Origin of the sequence: Nocardia sp. (assembly GCF_025465275.1) — a bacterium.
In the GTDB taxonomy this organism is placed as follows: Bacteria; Actinomycetota; Actinomycetes; order Mycobacteriales; family Mycobacteriaceae; genus Nocardia.
This window is the reverse complement of sequence record NZ_JAODNK010000018.1, coordinates 13,317-36,836: the sequence shown is the minus strand read 5'-3', so window position 1 is coordinate 36,836 and position 23,520 is coordinate 13,317. Positions and strand designations below refer to the sequence as shown.

At 69.8% G+C, this 23,520-nt stretch carries 2 protein-coding genes (1 of these 2 cut by a window edge); both read right to left on the bottom strand.

Features of this window, described 5'->3' with window-relative positions; translation table 11 throughout:
* On the bottom strand, nucleotides 1–5,446 hold part of the coding region annotated (locus JWN03_RS04630) for a non-ribosomal peptide synthase/polyketide synthase (protein ID WP_297610171.1) (this coding region is incomplete at its 3' end). The annotated region extends 28,759 nt beyond the left edge of the window; 5,446 of 34,205 annotated nt are visible.
* The gene (locus JWN03_RS04625; RefSeq protein ID WP_297610169.1) at nucleotides 5,446–23,520 is read right to left on the bottom strand and encodes a non-ribosomal peptide synthase/polyketide synthase; all 18,075 of its coding nucleotides are present in this window, start codon (nucleotides 23,518–23,520) and stop codon (nucleotides 5,446–5,448) included. The genes JWN03_RS04625 and JWN03_RS04630, both read right to left, overlap by 1 nt.

The following is a 23,520-nucleotide window of genomic DNA, read 5'->3' as shown; positions in this document are numbered from 1 at the left end:
GCAGCAGTTCCGGCCGCGGCTGTGCGGCCAGCGGGGGCCGCTGGTCGGCGGGGTGTTCGGCGGTCGTGGCGCGGGCCGCGAGACCGGCCACGGTCGGGGACTCGAACAGGGCGCGCACCCCGATCCGGGCGCCGAAGGCCGCCGATACCCGGGCCACCACCAGGGTGGCGACCAGTGAGTTACCGCCCAGGGCGAAGAAGTCGTCGTCGACGCCGATGCGCTGCACACCGAGCACATCGGCGAAGATGCCGGCCACAATCTCTTCGGCCGGGGTGCGCGGAGCCCGGAAGCCCGCGTCGTCACCACCGAATACGGCTTCCGGCAAGGCCTTTCGATCCAGCTTGCCCGAGGAGTTCAGCGGGAACGCGTCCAGGGTCAGCACGGCGGCCGGGATCATGTAGGACGGCAGGTGGTCGGCGGCGGAGCGGATGAGCTCGGCGGTATCGACCGTCCGGCCCGGCGCGGGCACCACGTAGCCGACCAACTGCTGGCCGGTGGCGGTATCGGCGACCAGCACCACGGCCTGGCTCACCGCCGGATGGGCCAGCAGGACGGTCTCGATCTCACCGAGTTCGATGCGCTGGCCGCGGAACTTGACCTGGAAGTCGATGCGGCCCAGGTAGACCAGTTCGCCCTCGGCGGACCACTTGACCAGGTCGCCGGTGCGGTACATGCGCTCACCGGGAGTGAACGGATTGGCGACGAAGCGGTCGGAGCTCAGATCGACCCGGCCGACGTAACCGCGGGCCAGCTGCACGCCCGCCAGGTAGAGCTCACCGGCAACGCCGATCGGGGCCGGGCGCAGGCGCGAATCCAGTACGTAGACCTGCGAATTCCACTCGGGCTCGCCGATCGGGACCGTCGCGGTGTCGGTGTCGAGAGCTTCGCGGAAGGTGATGGACACCGCGGCCTCGGTGGGGCCGTACAGATTGTGCAGACCGGCGGCACTGACCGCACGGAAGGCCGCCACCGTCTCCGGCGGCAGCGCCTCGCCGATGACGAACACATCGCGCAGCGAATCGAGCTCGGCGCGCTGCGCGTGCATGGCGAAGACCGTCAGCATGGACGGCACGAAATCGGTGAGCGTAACACCGTGCCGGGCAATGGTTTCCGCCACATAGCGAGGGTCACGGTGCCCGTCTGGCGTGGCAAGCACCATGGTAGCGCCGGTGCGCAGCGGCAGGAAGTAGCCCCACAGCGAGACGTCGAAGGTGGTGGCGGTCTTCTGCAGGTACACGTCGGCACGGCTGATGCCGTATTCGGCCTGCATCCAGGCCAGCTGGTTGGCAATGGCGCGGTGAGTGACCGCGACGCCCTTGGGCTTGCCGGTGGAGCCGGAGGTGAACAGCACGTACGCGGGATGCTCCGGGTGCAGCGCGGCACGGCGGGCGCGATCGTCGATGCGGGTGGCCGGGTAACCGGAGAGCGCTCCACCTCCCTGCGCTTCCAGCTCGTCCACGTAAAGCAGTGGGACGTCGGCGGTTTCGGGCAGCGTCAAGCCGTCGGCGCGGGTGGTCAGCACGACGTGCGGGCGGGCGGTGCCGAGGATATGACCGATGCGCTCGGCCGGGTGGCTCGGATCGATGGGCACATAGGCGCCACCGGCGCGCAGTACCGCGTACATGGCGACAATGAGCTCGACCGAGCGGGCCATGCCCAGCACGACCTGCGATTCCGGGCCGACGCCGGACTCGATGAGCAGGCGGGCCAGCCGGTTTGCACGCTCGGACAGCTCGGCGTAGGTGAGCTCGGTGTCGCCGAAGATCAGCGCGGTGGCCTTCGGGGTCCGGCGCTCCTGGGCGTCGAAGCCCTCGTGCAGGAACAGGTCGGACGCCCGGTGGCCGCTGGCATTCCAGCTCGCGGTCACATAGTCGAATTCGCCGGCGTCCAGGAGTTCGATATCGCCCACCGGGCGATCGGCGGCCGCGGTGGCGGCGGTCAGCAGCCGGGTGAATTTGGCCGCGAACTCGTGCACGGCGGCGGCGTCGAACAGGTCGGTCGCGTAGGTGAAGGCTGCGCTGTACGCCTCACCGCGGTCCGAAATCGTCAGCTGCAGATCGAATTTGGCGACACCGGGATCGAAATCGAAAACCTCGGCGTCGACACCCGGCAGCAGCAGGCTCTGGTCGCCCAGGTTCTGCATGAACAGGGCCACTTGGAACAGCGGATGCCGGTTCTGCGCGCGGGCCGGGTTGAGCACCTCGACCAGTCGCTCGAACGGCACCTCGCGGTGCGCGAAGGCGCTCAGATCGCGCTGGCGGGCGTGCGCGACCAGGTCGGTGAAGGAGGCCGCGCCGTCCACGTCGGTGCGCAACACCAGGGTGTTGACGAACATGCCGATGAGGTCGTCCAGGGCGGCATCGCCGCGACCGGCGACCGGAATGCCGATGACGATATCGGCGGAGCCGGAGAGCCGGGCCAGCAGCGCGGCGAGCGCGGCGTGCAGCACCATGAACGGGGTCGCCTGGCCGGCGGCCGCGACCCGGTCGACGGCCGCGCGCAGCTCGGCGGCGATCTCGAATTCGATGGTGGCGCCGCGGTAGCTGGAGGCGGCGGGGCGGGCGTGATCCAGCGGAAGTTCCAGCTGGGCGGGCAGTTCCGCGAGTTCCCGTGCCCAGAACTCGAGCTGGCGGGCGACCAGCGAGTCCGGATCGGTCTCGTCGCCGAGCAGCGCCTGCTGCCACAGCGCGTAATCGGCGTACTGCACCGCGAGCGGGGCCCAGCCGGGCACCGCGCCGGCCTGCCGAGCGGTATAGGCGATGACCAGGTCACGGGCCAGCGGGCCCATGGACACACCATCACCGGCAATGTGGTGCAGCACCAGCACCAATACGTGGTCGGCCGGACCGACCCGAAGTAGTCGCATCCGCAACGGCACCTCGGCCGCGACGTCGAATCCCTGTGCTGCCGCATCGAATACGGCGGCGACAAGATCGTTCTCGGCGACCTCGACCGGGGCCAGATCAATAGCGAGGGATGGCAGCACCACCTGGGCGGGACCGGCCGGAGTCTGCGGGTAGTACGTGCGGAGCGATTCGTGCCGCTCGATCAGGTCGGAGACCGCGGCGGCCAGTGCCGGGACGTCCAGATCACCGCGCAGCCGGAGCGCGAACGGCATATTATCGACCGCCGACTGGTCGAAACCGTCTGCGGCCGTGCCGGATTCGCTGTGCGCGTAGCGGTTGAGGAACCAGATGCGCTGCTGGGCGGGCGAGAGCGGCACCTGGTCCGGGCGAGCGCCGGCGGCCAGCGCCGGGCGGTCGGCGTCGAATTCCGCCGGTCCGATCAGCGCGGCATCGGAATTGTGCTGCGCGACCGGATCTTCCGCGAGCAGGGCGAGCGCGGCGACGGTCGGGCGATCGAAGAAGTCGCGCACATCGAGGGTGATGCGCAGCGCCTCGGCGATCCGGGCGATGGCCCGGGTGGCAATGAGCGAATTGCCGCCCAGGGCGAAGAAATCGTCCTCGGCACCGACCCGCTCGATGCCGAGCAGATTCGCGAAGACGGCCGCCACGGCCACCTCCGCGGTGGTCTCCGGCTCGCGGTATTCGGCTGTGCTGTCGGTGAATTCGGGCTCGGGCAGGGCACGGCGGTCCAGCTTGCCGCTCTGGTTCACCGGGAACTCCGGCAGCACCATGAGCAGCGACGGCACCATGTACTCGGGCAGGCGCTCACGCGCCGCCGCCAGCACCGCCGTGGTCTCCAGCTCGCCGGCGGCGGGCACCACATAGCCGACCAGGTGATCGCCGCTCACGGTGCGATGCAGCAGTACGGCCGCCTGCGCCACGTGCTGGTGATCCAGCAGGGCCGCCTCGACCTCACCGAGTTCGATGCGCAGGCCGCGCAGCTTGACCTGGAAGTCGCTGCGGCCCAGGTACTCCAACTCGCTGGGGCCGCCGTCCACGGCGGGGGTCCAGCGCACCAGGTCACCGGTGCGGTACATGCGATCGCCCGGCGCACCCTCGGGATTGGCGACAAAACGCTCCGAGGTCAGCGCCGCGCGGGCGACATAGCCGCGGGCCAATTGCACACCGGCCAGGTACAGCTCGCCGACCACACCGGCCGGGACCGGCTCCAGATTCTCGTCGAGGACCAGCAGATCGGTGTCATCGGCGGCCGCGCCGATCGGCACCTGCACGGTATCGGCGGCGGTGACCTCGTGTGCCGTCACGTCGACGGCCGCTTCGGTCGGGCCGTACAGATTGTGCAGGGTGGCGCCGCTGACATCACGGAAGGCGGCGGCGGTCGCGGCGGGCAGCGCTTCGCCCGAGGCGAAAACCCCGCGCAGGGAATCGGATACGCCGTCGCGCGCGGCCTCGGTCACGAAGACCGACAACATGGAGGGCACGAAGTGCGCGATGGTGATGCCGTAGTCGGCGATGGTGCGTAGCAGGTACGCGGGATCGCGGTGGCCCTCCGGCTCGGCGATCACCAGGCGCGCGCCGACCTGCAGCGGCCAGAAGAACTCCCACACCGAGACATCGAAGGTGAAGGGCGTCTTCTGCAGTACGGCGTCGGCGGCGTGCAGCCGGTACATGCGCTGGCGCCAGCGCAGATTCGCGACGATCGCGCGGTGCGAGACGGCCACACCCTTGGGGCGTCCGGTGGAGCCCGAGGTGAAGATGACATAGGCGACGCTGTCCGCATGTGCCTGCGGCACATCGGGATCGGCGGCGGGCGAGGTTGCCGTACCCGTGGCGGTGCGCTCGAATTCGTCGATGCGCAGCACCGGGACGGCGATGTCGAAGTCCGGCTCATCGGCCGTAGTGGTCAGTACGACAGCGGGTTTCGCCACCGACAGCACGTACGACAGGCGCTCGGCCGGGTGGTCCGGGTCCAGTGGGACGTACGCGCCGCCCGCCTTCACGATGGCGTACATGCCGACCAGCAGCTCGAAGGAGCGGCGCACGGCCAGGCCGACCAGGACCTCCGGTCCGACGCCGGCGGTGAGCAGTCGGCGGGCCAGGACATTGGCGCGGGCATCGAATTCGGCGTAGGTCAGGCTCTCGCCGCCGAACTGCAGCGCCACCGCGTCGGGGGTCCGGCGCACCTGCTCCTCGAACAGCGAGGCCAGCGTCTCGATCGGCGCCAGCTGCGGCGACAGCACCGCGGCCGCCGCCGTGACGGCATCGTTCAGCAGGTCCTCGAGGACCGCGCTGAGCGCACCCTCCGCACCTTCCATGAGAGCGGGCAGCTGCCCGGAGATGACGACCTGGACCAGCGACTCCGGTTCCAGCGCACCACCCATGGCCTCGGCGAGCATGCCGAGTTCCGCGGCCAGCGCACCGTAGCCGACCGAAATATCCCCACCCCGCACCGCGATACGGTCCGGCTCCAAGGCCGCCACCGTCTCGATCAGATTCGGCAGATCGGCAAGACCGTAGGCGCTGCGCAGCGCCGCCTGGTTACCGAACCGGCTGACTGCGACCGACTCCACACCGGACATCAGAGGGCTCCTTCTGACAAAACCAACGCCTGCGCGTCGCCCGAGAGCGTCCGCAGGACTTGGGACAGGCCACCCGCACCGAGGGCGGCCAGGATGCCGGGTACCAAACCGGCCAATGCGACATTCACCAGTGCCTCCGGCTTCGCCGCCGCACCCATGGCACGGGCGACGGTGGCGATCTTGGCGGCTAGGTCGCGGTAGGTGACGCGGTATTCGCCGTGCGAGACGGCGATCGCGTCGGGAGCGAGCTCGGCGGCGGCGGCGATCAGCGCCGGGAGCTCGGCCGGTGGCACCGCGGCGGGCGCCTGCGGGGCGCCGGTGCCGGAGTGCACTGCCGCACCGGAGGACTCCGGTGCGACCGACCGTGCGGACTGCCCACTGCGAGGGCGTTCCGCATCGGTACGAATATCGATGGCGCGCACCGTGATCGCCGGATCGGCGGCGACGGTGCCCAGCACCCGCAGCATCCGTCCCGCCATCAGGCGAATGGTGGCGGCCTCGAAAATATCTGTGGCATAGGCGAACTGCATGCGCAGGCCGGTGATCCGGCCCTGTGCGTCGTAACGCTCCATACCGGTGAGCTGCAGATCGAACTTGGCTTCGGTCAGCTCGGGTTCCAGCACCTCGACCTCGAGGCCGGGTAGTGCCACCGCGGGGATGTTCATGTTCTGGAAGGTGAACATGACCTGGAACAGCGGGGTGTACGCGCTGGAGCGGGTGCGGCCGGAGGTGGACAGCACCGCCTCCACCACGCGCTCGAACGGAACCTCGGCATGGGCCAGGGCGGCCAGATCACGATCGCGGACCTGACGCAGTAGCTCGTGGAACGGGGCGCGGGCATCCACCTCGGTACGCAGCACCACGGTGTTCACGAACATGCCGATCAGATCGTCGAGGGCACGCTCGCCACGACCGGCGACGGGTGCGCCGACGGCGATATCGCGCAGGCCGGACAGCTTCGACAGCAGTACCGCGAACGCGCTGTGCACCATGCCGAACAACGTGCCGCCGTGCTCACGGGCCACCGCCGAGAGACGAGCGGTGAGCTCGGCCGAGACCTCGAAATCGACAGTCGCGCCGCGCATATCGCGGCGGGCCGGTCGGGGGCGGTCGGTCGGCAGCGGGAGTTGCTCCGGCACGCCGGACAGTTCGGCGGTCCAGAAGGCGAGCTGCTCGCTGAGCGGGCTCTGCGGATCGGTGTCCGCGCCGAGCACCGCACGCTGCCAGTCGCTGTAGTCGCCGTACTGAATGGCCAGCGGAGTCCACGCGGGAGCAGCGCCGCCGCGGCGACTCGTGTAGGCCTGCATCAGATCCCGGGTCATCGGAGCGACCGAGTAGCCGTCCGAGCTGATGTGGTGCATGACCACGACCAGGACGTGCTCGGTGGCCGAGACCCGCAGCAGTACGACGCGCACCGGCGGCTGCGCCGTGACATCGAAACCGGCGGCGATGATTTCGGCCATCTTCGCCGTGATTCCATTGGCGGGCACCGGAATCGGGGTCAGGTCGAGGTCCACCTCGTCCACGGTCAGTACGTGCTGTACCGCTTCGCCGTCGATCTCTGGGTAGCTGGTGCGCAGAATATCGTGGCGGCCCAGCAGATCCCGCAGAGCGGCGGTCAGCGCCTCGTGATCTAGCGTGCCGGTGAGGCGGATGGCGGCGGGCACGTTGTAGGCCGCCGAATCCGGATGCAGGCGGTTGACCACCCACATCCGCTGCTGCGAAAGCGACAGCGGCGCAGGGCCTACGGCATTGCGCCGGACCAGAGCGAGCCGGGCGGTGGCCGGGTCGGCCGTCTCCAGCCGCTGCGCCAGCGCGGCCACGCTCGGGGCATCGAATACCGCCGCGACCGGCACCCGCACTCCGAGATCCGCGCCGAGGCGGGCCGCGAGGCGGGTGGCCATGAGCGAATTGCCGCCCAGGGCGAAGAAATCGGCATCCAGACCGGCCACCGGATCGGCGTCGGCACTCGACACCAGGCCGATCACCTCGGCGAAGGCCGCGGCGACCAGGCACTCGACCCGGGTCACCGGGGCACGGTAGGCGGCGGCGGTGAAGCTGGGCTCGGGCAGCCGGGACCGATCGACCTTGCCGTTCGCATTGAGCGGCAAGGCTTCCAGCACCACCAGGGCGGCCGGAACCATGTACTTGGGGAGGTCGGCGGCGAGGCTCGCACGCAATCCGGCCGCCACCTCGTCGTAGCGGGCCGGGTCGGCGCCGGGCACGGCCGCGTAGGCGACCAGCCGGGCTCCGGAGTCGCCGGTGGTGCGGGCCACCGCGACCGCGGCGGTCACTCCGTCCTGACGGCGCAGCGCGGTCTCGACCTCACCGAGTTCGATGCGGAAGCCACCGATCTTCACCTGGAAATCGGCGCGATCGACGTACTCGAGAACACCGTCGCCGCGGCGGCGGACGATATCGCCGGTGCGGTAGAGCCGTCCTTCGCCGAAGGGGTTCGCGACGAACCGATCGGCGGTGAGCGCCGGGCGGCCGTGGTAGCCGCGGGCCAGCTGCGCGCCCGCGAGGTACAGCTCACCCGGTACGCCGATCAGCACCGGCTGCAGGCGGGCATCGAGCACATACGCGCCGCTGTTCCAGGCCGGAGCGCCGATCGGCACGGTCTGGGCGGGCTGCTCGACGACCTCGAAGGACGTGATCGAGACCGCGGCCTCGGTCGGGCCGTAGAGGTTGAACAGCCGGGCGGCGCCCGCGGGATGCTTGTCCAGGAAATCCACGGCGGTCGCGGCGGGCAACGCCTCGCCGATGGCCAGCACGGCCCGCATCGAGGCGGGCAGCGGACCCGTGGTGAGCAGCATGCCGAGCAGTGAGGGCACCGGATGCAGCACGGTGACGCCGTGCCGCTCCATGAGCTCGCGCAGGCGGTCCGGATCGCGCTCGTCGCCGGGCGCGGTCACCACCAGGCTGCCGCCGGTGGTCAGCAGGGACCAGAATTCCCAGACCGACAGGTCGAAGGTGGCAGGGGTCTTCAGTAGCGCACGATCGTTCGCACCGAGCTCGAAAGTGCTGCGCAGCCACTGCAACTGGTTGGCGATGGCGGAGTGCGGCACCGCGACGCCCTTGGGCGTGCCGGTGGAGCCGGAGGTGAAGATGACGTAGGCGGGATTGTGCGCGCGCAGCGGGCTGATCCGCTCCCCCGCGGTGATCGGTGCGGCCGAGAAGGCGGTGTCGTCCAGGCGATCCACCAGGTGCACCGGCAGGACGGTCTCGAACGGGACGCCGTCGGCGGCCGTGGTCAGCACGCACACCGGCGCGGCCGTATCCACAATGTGGGTGATGCGCTCGGCGGGGTGGTCCGGATCGATGGGCACATACGCGCCACCGGCCTTGACCACCGCGTACATGGCGACAACCAGGTCGATGGAGCGGCGCATGACCAGCGCCACGGTGCGCTCCGGGCCGACGCCGCCGGCCAGCAGCAGCCGCGCCAGCCGATTCACCCGGGCATCGAATTGCGCATAGCTGAGGGCGGTTTCGCCATCGGCGCTCAGCAGTGCGACGGCGTCCGGGGTGGCGGCGACCTGGCTGTCGACCAGGTCCACCAGGGTGACCTGGTCGACAGCGCGCTCGGTGGCGTTCCACTCGGTGAGCACCTGGCGGCGCAGGTCCCCGCCGAGCAGATCGATCGCGCCGATCACCGTTTCCGGCTCGGCGGCAATGGTTTCCAGCACTCGGCGCAGGGCCGCGCTGAATCGTGCTGCGGTCGCCTCGGTGAACAGGTCGGTGGCATAACCGAGGGTGAGATCCATTCCGGCGGGCACACCGGCCGGGCCGTAGTGGTCGACCGCGAACAGGTGCAGATCGAACTGCGCGATCGCATTGTCGAATTCGACCTCCGAGACCGACAGGCCGGGCAGCCGCAGCGTGGCCCGCTCATGGTTCTGGAAGGACAGGCCGACCTGGAACAGCGGGTGCCGGGCAGTCGAGCGCTGCGGGTTCAGCACCTCCACCAGGCGCTCGAACGGGACGTCGGCGTGCGCGAAGGCGGCGATATCGGCCGTGCGGACCCGGTTCAGCAGCGCCGAGAACGGTTCGGCGGCAACGATTTCGGTGCGCAGCACCAGCGTGTTCACGAACATGCCGATGAGGTCGTCCAGCGCCGCCTCGCCACGACCGGCGATCGGGGTGCCGACGGCGATATCGGCCGTGCCGGACAGCCGGGCCAGCAGGGCCGAGAACGCGGCGTGCACCACCATGAACAGCGTCGCGCCGTGACCGCGGCCGAGCTGGGCGAGGCGGGCGTGCAGTTCGGCATCGACGGGAACGGTGAGGTGCTTGCCGCGCAGGCTCTGCCGGGCCGGGCGCGGGTGATCGGTGGGCAGATCCAGCTGATCCGGCAGTCCGGCGAGGGTGTCCCGCCAGAACGAGATCTGCTGTGTCGACAGCGATTCGGCATCGTCCTCGGCGCCGAGCAGCGCACGCTGCCAGAGCGCGTAGTCCGCGTACTGCACCGCCATCGGCGACCACACCGGCGCCTGACCCGCCAGATGCGTGCCATAGGCGTGCATGAGGTCACGGACGAACGGCACCACCGAGGAGCCGTCGGCCGAAATATGGTGCAGCGCACCGGCGAAGACGTATTCGGTGCGACGGGCGTCGGTAATGCGGAACAGGCGCAGCCGCACCGGCACCTCGGAGGTGACGTCGAAGGCGGCGGCCAGCTCCAGAATGCGCTGCGGCAGTTCGGCTTCGGTGGAGTCGATCGGCTGCAGGGCCTGCACGGCCCGCTCGGCGGGCAGGATCACCTGTACCGGACCCGCGGCGGTCTCCGGGTAGACGGTGCGCAGGGTCTCGTGGCGGGCGACGACGGCCGCGACTGCGGCTTGCATGGCGGCCACATCCAGTTCGCCGGTCAGGCGCAGCGCCAGCGGAATGGTGTACGCGATCGAATTGCCGTCGAAGCGGTTCAGGAACCACATGCGCTGCTGCGCCGGTGAGAGCGGCAGCTGCTCCGGGCGTACGCCGGCGACCAGTGCTGGGCGCACAACCGAAGCGGCCGCGGTACTTACGCGGGCAGCCAAATCGCCGACCCGGGACGCCTCGAACAGCAGCCGCACCCCGACGGTCGCGCCGAGCAGGCCGCCGATCCGGGCGGCCGCCTTGGCGGCCAGCAGCGAACTGCCGCCGAGCTCGAAGAAGTCGTCGTCCAGGCCGATCGCTCCGCCTCCCCGCGCTTGCTCGACACCGAGCAGGTCGGCGAAGACGTCCGCGATGGTCTTCTCGGCGGGAGTGGCGGGCGCGCGGAAGACCTTGGCCGCGAACACCGGCGCGGGCAGCGCGCGGCGATCCAGCTTGCCGGAAGCATTGAGCGGGAGGGCATCCAGCACAACGAAGGCGGCGGGCACCATATAGCTGGGCAGGGCGGCGGACAGGGCGGCCCGCACCTCGTCGACATCGATGGTCGCGGCGGCGGCGACCAGGTAGGCGACCAGCTGATCGCCGAGACGATCGTCCGAGCGGACCACGACCACGGCCTGGGCGATGGAATCCCGTGCAGTGAGCGCGAACTCGATCTCACCGAGCTCGATGCGCAGACCGCGCAGCTTCACCTGGAAGTCGGTGCGGCCCAGGTACTCCAGCTCGCCCGCAGTACCCGATTCGCCGCTCGCGGCGGTGGTCCACTTGACCAGGTCACCGGTGCGGTACATGCGGGCCCCGGGGGCGTACGGGTTGGCGACGAAGCGATCCGCGGACAGGTCTGTGCGGTCGAGGTAGCCGCGGGCCAGCTGATCGCCCGCCAGATACAGCTCACCCGGGATACCGGGCGCGACGGGGTGCAGGCGCGAATCCAGCACGTACAGCTGGGTATTCCACACTGGGCGCCCGATCGGGACGGACGCGATATCGGCATCTACGACCTGGTGGTGGGTGACGTCGACCGAGGCCTCCGTCGGGCCGTAGAGGTTGTGCAGTGCGGCACCGGTAAGTGCCCGCAGCTGCTGGGCGGTACTCGCGGGCAACGTCTCACCGGAGGCGAAAACCTGCCGCAGGCGCAATCCCCCGTCATCCCGGCGTGCTTGTGGCCGGGATCCAGCGGTGGATCCCGGCCAAAAACGTGCCGGGACGACGGGGGTGGACGTCGCGGTGGAGATATCGCTGAGGGCTGCGACGAAGAGCGACAGCATCGAGGGCACGAAATGGGCTGTGGTGATGCCTTCTTCAGCGATGATTCGCGCCAGGTAGGCCGGATCGCGATGGCCGTCCGGCTTGGCGACGACCAGGCGAGCGCCGGTCTGCAAGGGCCAGAAAAACTCCCAGACCGAGACGTCGAAGGTGGCCGGGGTCTTCTGCAGCACAGCGTCATCCGCGCCGATCGGGTACTCGCTCTGCATCCACAGCAGACGGTTCACGATCGCGGCGTGCTCCACGGCCACACCCTTGGGGCGGCCGGTCGAGCCGGAGGTGAAGATGACGTAGGCGGTGTGCGACGGCCGCAGCGGGACACGGCGTTCCGCATCGGCGACCGGCGTAGCGCGGTAGCCGGTGAGGTCCAGGGCGTCCACGGCGAGCACCGGAGCGATGTCCTCGGTGCGGAAATCGTCGCCGGTGGTGGTCAGGATGACCACCGGGCGAGCGGTGTCCAGCACGTATTCGATGCGGTCGGCGGGCTGGTCGGGGTCCAGTGGCACGTACGCGCCACCGGCCTCCAGCACCGCGTACATGGCGACAACCAGATCGACGGAGCGGCGGATGGCCAGTGCGACAGGCGCTTCCGCTCCCACACCCGCGTCGATGAGCTTGCGGGCCAGGCGGTGTACGCGGTTCGCCAGCTCGGCGTAGGTCAGGGTTGTTCCCTCGAAGGCGACCGCGATCGCCTCGGGGGTGGTCCGCACCTGCGCCTCGAACAGCGAAACCAGGGTAGCGGCAGCGCCTTCCGGTAGTTCGAGTTCGCGAGTGGTGGCATTCCATTCGGTCAGCACCCGGGCCCGCTCGTCGGCGCGCAGCAGGTCGATATCGCCGACCGCGCCGGTGCAGTCGGCGGCTACCGCCGCCAGCACCTGCTCGAAGCGGCGCGACAGCAGGGCAATGCTGTCGGCGTCGAAAAGATCGCGGGTGTAGGTGATTTCGATATCCAGGCCACCGGTGTGCCCGCCGTCGGAGCAGGTCTCGGTGACGGTGAACTGCAGATCGAACTTGGCGACGCCCGACTCGATCTGCGCCGACGCGGCCAGCAGCTCCGGCAGTACCAGGGTGGGCAGCGGGAAGTTCTGAAAGGTCAGCGCGACCTGGAACAGCGGATGCCGGTTCTGTGCCCGCGCGGGAGCGAGCACCTCCACCAGGCGTTCGAACGGCACATCGGCGTGCGAGAGCGCCGCGATGTCACCGGCGCGAACGCCGGCCAGCAGGGTGTCGAAGCCGGCGCCCGGATCGACCTCGGTGCGCAGCACGAGCGTATTCACGAACATGCCGACCAGACCGTCCAGGGCCTGCTCACCACGGCCGGCGACCGGTGTGCCGATGGCGATGTCCGAGGTGCCGGACAGCCGGGCCAGCAGTACTGCCAGCGCGGCGTGCACCGTGCTGAACAGCGTGCTGTCCAGCTTCTGGGCCAGCGCGGCGAGCTCGGCGTGCAGGTCGGCGTCGACCGTGCTGCGGTGGGTGCCGCCGCGCTGCGTCGATACCGCCGGGCGCGGGCGGTCCGCGGGCAGGTCCAGCTGTTCGGGCAGGCCGGAGAGCTGGGTGCGCCAGTAGTCCAGCTGCCGAGCCGATTCCGAGTCCGGATCGGCGTCCGAGCCCAGCACCTCGTGCTGCCAGAGGGCGTAGTCGGCGTACTGCACGGGCAGCGGCTGCCAAGCCGGAGCCGCGCCGTCGTGGCGGGCGGTGTACGCGGTCATGAGGTCGGTGGCGAGCGGGCCGAGCGAATAGCCGTCGGCGCTGATGTGGTGCAGCACCAGGGCCAGCACGTGATCGGTCTCGGACACCGTGAACAGTGCTGCGCGCAGCGGGGTTTCGACGGTCAGATCGAAGCCGCGGGTGGCGGCGGCGACCAGCCGGGCATCCACCTCGGACTCGTCGATGCGCTCGGTGGTCAGTGCCGGAAGGCTCTCCGCGACAGTGCGAATCACCTGTTCCGGTCCGTTCGGACCGTCCGGGTACACGGTGCGCAGAGTCTCGTGCCGCTGCACCAGATCGGCGAGCGCACCCGCCAGCGCGGCGGTATCGAGCGCACCGGAGAAGCGGATGACCAGCGGAATATTATCCGCTGCCGCACCGGGACCGGAGGTCTCCTCGACGGCCCAGTAGCGGTTCAGGAACCACATGCGCTGCTGCGCCGGCGCCAGCGGCAGCCGGTGCGGGCGGGTCCGCCGGGTCAGCGCGAGCCGCGCACCCGCGCCGGAGAGCTCGTGCGCATACGCGGCAAGCGCTGCCACGCTGCGGGTTTCGAAGAGCGCGCGCACCGGGATCTCGCAGTCGAGAGCCACGCCGAGGCGGGCGACCGCCCGGGCCGCCAGCAGCGAGCTGCCACCCAGCGCGAAGAAATCGTCGGCCACACCGACTCGCTCGATGCCCAGCAGTTCGGCGAAGACCCGCGCCACCGCCACCTCGGCGGGGGTGGCGGGCGCGCGGTAGGCCGCGGTCTCGAAGATCGGGGCGGGCAGGGCGGCGCGATCCAGCTTGCCGTTGACGGTCAACGGGATTCGGTCGACGACCACCAGGGCGGCGGGCACCATGTGCTCGGGCAGCCGCCGGGCCACCGCCTGGCGCAGGACCACGGTATCGATCGCGGAATCGGTCACCACGTAGCCGACGATCCGGCCCTCGGCGACGGTGTCGTCGTGGCGCACCATGACCGCCGCCGCACGCACCTGCGGCTCGTCCAGCAGCGCGGCCTCGATCTCGCCGAGCTCCACCCGGAAGCCGTGCAGGTTCACCTGCTGATCGGCGCGGCCCAGGTACTCCAGCTCACCCTGGGTGGTCCAGCGGGCGAGATCACCGGTGCGGTAGGCCGATTCGCCGGGCGCGCCGAACGGGTCGGCCACGAAGCGGGCCGCCGACAGCGCCGGGCGGGCCAGGTAGCCGCGGGCGAGTTGCCCACCGGAGACATAGATTTCGCCGGGGGCGCCGACCGGAACCGGGCGCAGTCGCGAATCCAGCACGCGCACGGTCAGTCCCGGTAGGGCGCCACCGATGGCACTGGCGGAACCGGTTTCGGCGGTGATGAACCGATGCGACACGTGCACCGTGGTCTCGGTGATGCCGTACATATTCACCAGCGCGGGGGTCTGCGGATGACGGGCGAACCAGTCGCGCAGGCGCGCCGGTTCCAGCGCCTCGCCACCGAAGATCACCCAGCGCAGGGCCAGATCGTCGCGGTCGTGCGCCTGATCGGCGGCGATCAGCTGGTAGAAGGCCGACGGGGTCTGGTTCAGCACCGTAACCCGCTGCGCGGCAAGCAGTTCCCGGAACTGCTGCGGCGAGCGCGAGGTGAAGTAGTCGATCACCACGACGCTGCCGCCGGACAGCAGCGGCGCCCACAGCTCCCATACGGTGAAGTCGAAGGCATAGGAGTGGAACATGGTCCACACATCCGACGGCCCGAATTCGAAGAGGCGCCGCGTATTGTCCAGCAGCCGCACCACATTCCGGTGCGGGATCAGCACGCCCTTGGGGCGGCCGGTCGAGCCGGAGGTGTAGATGACGTACGCGACATTGCCCGGGTCCAGGGGCGCGCGGCGATCCTGATCGGTGATCGGCGCGGCGGCGAAGCCGGCCAGATCCACGGTGTCCAGATCGATGAGCGGACCGCCGAACCAGCCTGCGGGCAGATTCGCGGCGGCGCTGGTGATGGCGCACACCGGGCGGGCATCGTCGAGCACGTACTCGATGCGATCCGCCGGGTAGTTCGGATCGATGGGCAGATAGCCGCCACCGGACTTGAGCACCGCGAGCAGGGCGACAACCAGCTCCTCGGTGCGCGGAAGCGCCACCGCCACCAGCGATTCCGGACCGACGCCGGCGGCGATGAGCCGGCGCGCGAGCCGGTTGGCGCGGGCATCGAGGTCACCGTAGGTGAGGGTGATATCCCCGGAGCGAACCGCGGGGGCCTGCGGATCGATCAGGGCCGCCAGCGCGAAACGTGCTGCGAGCGTGTCGTCTTCGGAGCTGTCCGCACCGGTGGCCGACCACTCGTGCAGTACCCGCCGCCGCTCACCGGCGTCGAGCACCTCGATATCGCCGACCGCGATACCGGCATCCGCCGTCACCGCCGCGAGCACCTGCTCGAACCGGCGCGTCAGCACCGCAATGCCGTCGGCCTCGAAAATATCGGTGGCATAGGTGAATACGGCCGCGAGGCCGCCGTCGGCGCTGTCGGCCAGCGTCAGCTGCAGATCAAATTTGGCGGTGTGGGTGTCGATATCGAGCCGCGACACCTGCAACCCGTCCAGTTCCAGGGCGGCGGTGGTGGTGTTCTGCAGGTCCAGCACCACCTGGAAGAGCGGATGCAGGCCCGGCGTGCGGACCGGATTCAGCGCCTCCACCAGACGCTCGAACGGCACATCGGCATGGGCGAAGGCGCGCAGGTCCACATCGCGCACGGACGCGACAAGATCGGTGAAGGAGCGCCGCGGCGCGACCTCGGTGCGCAGTGCGAGGGTATTGACGAACATGCCGACCAGACCGTCCAGGGCCTGCTCACCACGCCCGGCCACCGGGGTGCCGATCGAAATATCGGACTGCCCGGAGGTTTTCGCCAGCAGCGCGGCGAAGGCGGCGTGCAGCACCATGAACAGCGAGGCGTGCGACTGCTCGGCGATCTCCCGCAGCCGGGTGTGCAGTCCGGCGTCCAGGGTGAACTCGTACCGGGCGCCGCGGCCGGAGGCGGTGGCGGGGCGCGGCCGATCGGTCGGCAGCACCAGCTCGGGGGCCAGCCCCGACAGCTCGTCGCGCCAGAAGCGCAACTGCTGTGCCAGTACCGATTCCGCGTCCTCGGCCGCGCCGAGCAGCTCACGCTGCCACAGCGCGTAATCGGCGTACTGCACCGGCAGCGGGGTCCAGCGCGGCGCGGTTCCGGCGCGGCGCGCGGAGTAGGCGGCCATCAGGTCGAGGGTCAGCGGCGCGATGGACCAGCCATCGGCGACAATGTGGTGCACCGCGAAAACGAGCACGTGCTCGATCTCGCCGGCGGACGAGGCGCGCAGCAGGGTCAGCCGCAGCGGCGCTTCGTCGCCGATCGCGAACGGGGTGGTGGCAAGCACGCGAATGCGCTCGTCGAGAGCAGCCGGATCGACCGCCTCGGCGATCAAGTCGACAGCGGACTCGGCGATCGGCAGCACCCGCTGGTAGCCCACACCGTCCACCGCCGGGTAGACGGTGCGCAGCGTCTCGTGCCGTTCGATCACATCGGTGAGGGCCGCTGCCAGCGCCACGCGATCCAGGGGTCCAGTGAGCTCGATGGCGGCGACCAGATTGTCGGCCACCGAATCGGTGTCGAAGCGATTGAGGAACCACAGGCGCTGCTGCGCGTAGGACAGCGGCACCAGCTCCGGCCGCTCCCCCGCCACCAGCGGCGGGCGGCCGCCGGTACCGGCGAATTCGGCCAGCGCGGAAGCGAGTTCGGCGACCGTCCGGGCGTCGAAGATCAGGCGCACGGGTACCCGGGCGTTCAGGGCCGCACCGAGCCGGGCCGTCAGCCGGGTCGCGATGAGCGAATTGCCGCCCAGTTCGAAGAAGTCGTCGTCCGCGCCGATCGGCGTGGTCAGGCCGAGCACCTCGGTGAAGGCGGCGCCGACCAGACGCTCCGCCGAGGAGCCGAGCGCCCGGAACTCGCGCGCCGCGAACTCCGGCGCCGGGAGGGCACGGGGGTTCAGCTTGCCGTTCGGGGTCATCGGCAGCTCGTCGAGCACCATGAACGCGGTGGGCACCATATGCGGGGCCAGGCGGCCCTGCAGGCTCGCCCGCACCGTCTCGGCCGACACCCCGGCCGTGGCATCGGCCGGGACCAGATAGGCCACCAGCTGATCACCGCGGGCGGCATCGCTGTGCACCACGACCACGGCCTGGCGCACCTGCTCCTGCTCGGCCAGCACCGCCTCGATCTCACCGAGTTCGATGCGGTAGCCGCGCACCTTCACCTGGGAGTCATTGCGGCCCATGTACATCACGGTGCCGTCGGCATTCCAGCGCACCAGATCACCGGTGCGGTACATGCGCTGACCGGGCGCCCACGGGCAGGCCACGAAGCGGTTCGCGGTCAGGTCCGGGCGGCCGTGGTAACCGCGCGCCAATTGCGCACCGGCGACGTACAACTCACCGGTCGCGCCCACCGGCACCGGCTGCAGCGCGCTGTCGAGCACCCATTCCCGCACACCGCGGATCGGACGGCCGACGGTGACGGGCTCGCCGGCCCGCAGCGGCTCGGACATATTGACCACGACGGTGGTTTCGGTCGGGCCGTAGGCATCGATGATGATCCGGCCGGCCGCAATCCAGCGCCGCACCAGTTCCGCCGGAACGGCTTCGCCGCCGACCGCGATCGACTGCACATCGGGCAGCGTCGCCGGATCGAGCGAGGCCGCGGCCGAGGGGGTCATGCCCAGATGGGTCACCCGCTGCGCCCGGGCGAAGTCGGCCAGTTCCACGCCGGCCGTGACACCGGCCGGCGCGATCACCATGGTGGCGCCGGAATTCACCGCGAGCAGCAGTTCCATGACCGAGATGTCGAACGAGGGCGAGCCGACGCTCAGCACTCGCGCGCCCGGATGCCCGAAGTAGTGCGCGGTCTGCTCGGCCGCCAGGCTCACCAGTGCCGCATGCGTGACGAGCACACCCTTGGGCAGACCGGTCGAACCCGAGGTGTAGATGGTGTAGGCGACGTGCTGCGCGTGCAGCGGCCGCACCCGATCCGCATCGCCGATCGGAGTGTCAGCGAAAGCGCCACAGGCACTGCGGAATTCGGAATCGTCGAGCAGCAGCCACGGGAGCACGGCGGGCATGGCGGCGTGCGCGGCCACGGTGGTCAGGCCCAGCACCGCCCGCGAATCGGTCACCATATGGGTGATGCGCTCGACCGGATAGCCCGGATCCACCGGCACCCAGCCCGCACCGGACTTGATCACGGCCCAGACGGCCGTCACCTGCTCCAGTGAACGTGGCACACCCACGGCGATCAGATCGTCCGGTCCCACCCCGCGGTTGATGAGCAGCCGCGCCAAACGTGATGACGCAGCATCGAGTTCGCCGTAGGTCAGGGCGCGACGTTCGTCGCAAATGGCAATATTGTCGGGATCAGCCTCGACGGCTTCCTCGAGCACACTGGGCAGTAGCCCGGTGGCTGCTACCGCACCACCGGAGCGCGTGGCGAGGTCGGTGTACTCCGGCTCGGAGAGCAGGGGGAGCTCGGCGACAACGGTCGCGGGAGCGGTGGCGGCGACCTCGAGCAGGCGCAGGAAGCGGCCTGCGAGAACGGAAATGGAGGCGGGGTCGAAGAGATCCGTGGCGAAAGAGAATTCCGCGTGAATCCCCGCCGGTGCCGGACCTTCCCCGGGACCGGCACCGGCGAAGCTTTCGGTGACCGCGATCGATAGGTCGAACTTAGCCACTCCGGTATCCAGCGTACCCGCCGTAGCAAGCAATCCGGGCAGTTCGACACCGATATTCCCGACGCCGGTGAAAGACAGCGATACCTGGAAGACCGGATGACGGGCCTGCGAGCGCGCCGGATTCAGGACCTCGACCAGCTGCTCGAACGGCACATCGGCGTGTGCGAAGGCAGCCAAATCGGATTCCCGTACGGCGCCTAGGAATTCGGTGAAGGGCACGCGCGTGTCGAGCTGCGTGCGGAGCGGCAGGGTGCCGACGAACATACCAATCAGTTCGTCAAGTTCGCGTTCCCCGCGACCGCCGACCGGGGTGCCGATAACGATGTCGTTCTCGCCGGAAAGCCGCGACAGCAGCACCGCGACCACGGCGTGGACGAGCATGAAGGTCGAAACACCATGCTGCTGAGCCGTTTCCAGCAGCTTTACATGGAGACCGGCCGGTATCTCGAACTGGTGCACACCACCACGGCCACTGGCCACGGCCGGCCGCGGCCGATCCGACGGCAGATCCAGCTGTTCCGGAGCGCCCGCCAGGGTCTCGGTCCAGAACGACAACTGCTGTGCCAGCAGCGAATGCGGATCGGCGGCATCGCCCAGCCGCTCACGCTGCCACAGTGCGTAATCCGCGTACTGCAGCGCCAGCGGCGTCCAGCCCGGCGCATGCCCGGCGCGGCGAGCGGTGTAGGCGCTCACCAAATCCCGTGCCAGCACCGGCAGCGACAACCCATCGGCGGCAATGTGATGCAGCACGACGGCCAGCGCGTGATCGTTAGCGGCCTGGTTGCCCTCCTCCGCCGCATGCCCTTCCGCACCCACCTCGAAAAGGCGGGCGCGGAAGGGGATCTCGTTTTCCAGGTCGAATCCGCGCTCCGCAAAACCACGCAATTCGGCATCCAGGTCCGCCGCCGCGATCGGCTCGACGGACACGATCAGGTCGGTGCCGACGATCAGGCCCGCACCCAGCGATTCGAAATCCGCCATCCCGACATCCGGCAGCGACAATTCCGCAAACGACTCCAGCACCGCGAACGGGGACAGCACCGCCGCCGGCAGCACCCGCTGGCACGGACCGGCCACGGTCTGCGGGAAGACGGTGCGCAGCACCTCGTGCCGCGCCACCACATCCGCGACCGCACCGCGCAATGCCGCCACATCCAGGTCGCCGCGCAGGCGCAGCGCGAACGGCATGTTGTAGTCGGCGCTCGCGGTATCGAAGCGGTTCAGGAACCAGATGCGCTGCTGCGCGGGCGACAGCGGCAGCACCTCCGGCCGCTCCCGCACGGCCAATTCCGGTACCGACGTACGGAATTCGGCATCGTCGTCGAGGAACTGGCGCTCCACCAGAGCCGCCAGCGCGGCCACCGTGGGCGCGCCGAAGATCTCGCGCAAACCGATCCGGCAACCCAGATCGCCGCTCAGCCGCGCCGCCACCCGGGTGGCGATCAGGCTGTTGCCGCCCAGGGTGAAGAAGTCGTCGTCCAGGCCGATGCTCTCGCGCTCCAGCACCTCACCGAAGACACGCGCCACCGAACGCTCCACCACAGATTCCGGGGCGCGGTAAAGAACCACCGTACGTTCCGGATCGGGCAGGGCCCGGCGATCCAGCTTGCCGGACGAGTTCAGCGGCAAGGCCTCGAGCCGCACGAAGACGGCGGGAACCATGTACGCGGGCAGCGCCCGGGCCGCCGCGGCCCGCAACTGTGCGATAGGCAGCACCTCCGGCTCGACCGGCACCACATACGCGACCAACTGCTCCTCGCGCACCAGCACCACCGCCTGGCGCACCGAATCGATTGCCGCCAAGACGGTTTCGATCTCACCGAGTTCGATCCGCAGGCCGCGCAGCTTCACCTGGAAGTCGGTGCGGTCCAGGTAGCGCAGTTCGCCCTCCGGCGTCCAGCACACCAGATCGCCGGTGCGGTACATCAATTCACCGGGGCGGCCGAGCTCCTCGGGTCCGGCGAACGGATCCGCGAGGAACCGTTCGGCCGTCAACCCCGGTCGCGCCACGTAGCCCCGGGCGAGCTGAACCCCCGACAGATACAGCTCACCCGGGGTCCCCACGGGGACCGGCCGTAGACGTGAATCGAGCACGTACAGCCGGGTATTGGACACCGGGGCGCCGATCGGCACACCGTCGATGTCCAAGTCTGTGACCTCGTGGAAGGTGACGTCGACCGCCGCCTCCGTAGGGCCGTAGAGATTGTGCAGCCGCGCACCGGTCAGCGCGCGCAGCCGCTGCGCCGTCGCGGCGGGCAGCGCCTCGCCGGAGGCGAAGACCAGGCGCAGCCGCATGCTGCGCGCGGAGGCCGCGACCAGCTCGCCGACGAAGACCGACAGCATGGCGGGCACGAAGTGAGCGACCGTCACGCCTTCGTCGGTGACGGCCTGCGCCAGATACGCCGGATCACGATGCCCGTCCGGCGTCGCGACCACCAGCCTCGCGCCGATCTGCAAGGGCCAGAACAACTCCCACACCGACACATCGAAGGTGGCCGGCGTCTTGTGCAGCACCACATCGCTCGCGGTGAGGTTGTACTCGGACTGCATCCAGACCAGGCGGTTGACGATGGACGCGTGGCTGACCGCCACACCCTTCGGCAGACCCGTGGAACCGGAGGTGAAGATGACGTACGCGGTGTTCGAAGGATGCAGCGGCGCAACCAGTTCCGACGGCGCGAGCGGTGCGTCGGAGTACCCGGCGAGCACCAGTTCGTCCAGGCACAGCACCGGGGCGTCGAATTCGGCCGCGGGCCGATCCACGGTGCTGGTCAGCACGACCGCCGGTCGCGCGGTGGCCAGGATGTGGCCGGTGCGCTCGGCCGGATGATCCGGATCCAGCGGCACGTACGCCGCGCCCGCCGCCTGCACGGCGTAGAGCGCCGTCACCAGCTCGGGCGAGCGGCGCAGATGCAGCGCCACCATGGTCTCCGGACCGACGCCCAGTGAAATGAGATGGCGGGCAAGGCGATTCACGCGGCCCGACAGTTCGGCGTAGGTGAGCTCGGCGGCCGGTTCCCCGGCGTACCGCAGCGCCACCGCGTCCGGCGTCCGCGCCACCTGCGCGGTGAACATCGACACCAGCGTGGCCTCGGCAGCCACCGGACGGCGGGTGTCGTTCCAGATCCGCAGGCTCACTTCGCGTTCCAGCTCGGTGATCACCGGGACGGCGGCGAGCGGCGCGGCGGGATCCAGCTCCAGCAGCCGCTCCAGGAATGTGGTGAAACGCGCATGATGCCGGCTGAGTTCGTCGGTGCTGTAGAGGTTCGGATTGGCCTCCAGCTCCAGCGTCACCTTGCCCGCATCGGCGTAGTACATCTGCAGGCCCAAATCCTCGAGCGGACCCGAGCTGACCATATGAAAGCGCGCGGGGGCGCCGTCGATCGAGAGGGTGACGTCGAACATCATCAGGTTGACCTGGGGACCGAACAGCGCACGCCGGGTCTGCTGCCCGTCCCGATCGACGTCCTTGCGAATGTCCTCGGCCCGGTAGCGCTGACGGCGCACCGCGGCGGACAGTTCGGTCCGGGCGCCGGCCAGCAGATCGGCCCAGGTGGCCGCTGGGCCGATCGCCAGCCGCAGCGGCACGATATTGGAGAGCATGCCGCCGGAGCGCCGGGTCATATCGTCGGTGCGCGCCGTCACCGGCAGGCTGATCGCGACTTCGTCCCGATCGATGAGGCGGGCCAGGTACGCGCCGAAGGCGGCGACCACAACGGCGGCGAACTTCACCCCGTGCGCGGCCGCGACCTCGTGCATCCGATCCAGCACCCGCGGCGGCAACAGCCGGCCGAGACGCAGATTGGTGGCCGCGGCCGGGGCCGTGCGCCGGTTGAGAGTGGTGGCCTCCAGGCCGCGCACCCGGCCGGCCCAGTACTCGCGGTCCTCGAGGAAGCGCTCGCTGTCGCGGTAGTCCTGTTCGCCGGCGACCAGCTCGCGCAGGGAACCGGGCTCGATGTCGGACGGTTCCACGCCGCTCATCAGCGCGTTGTACCGCTCGGTCATGCGCATCATGGTGGTGAGCGCGCCGAAACCGTCGATCACGATGTGGTGCGCACGCAGGTACCAGAGGTGGTGATCGTCGGAAACCCGCAGTACCGCGCTCGCGAAGAGGCTGCCGTTGAGCAGATCCACCGGAGCGGTGTAGTCGGCGCGCATCCACGCTTCGGCGGCGGCCAGCGGATCGGCGGCCCCGCGCAAGTCGACCAGGGGGACCTCGAACCGATTCGCGAGATCGACGAACTGCCGTGGCTGCCCGTCGATCTCGACCAGGCGCACCACGAGGGATTCGAATTCGTGGATGGCGGCATTGATCGCCTGCTCGAGCACCGGCGCCTCGAGCGGCCCGCGCACGTCCACGTAATTCACGACATTGAGCGGAACCTCGGGATCGAGGAGCTGTGCGTACCAGAGGCCGAGCTGCCCGGGCGTGAGGGGAAACGGCTCCGATGCGGGGGGACTACCTACTCCGCGATCGCTACCGGCTCCGACTCCACCCAACTCCGTACCCTGCAC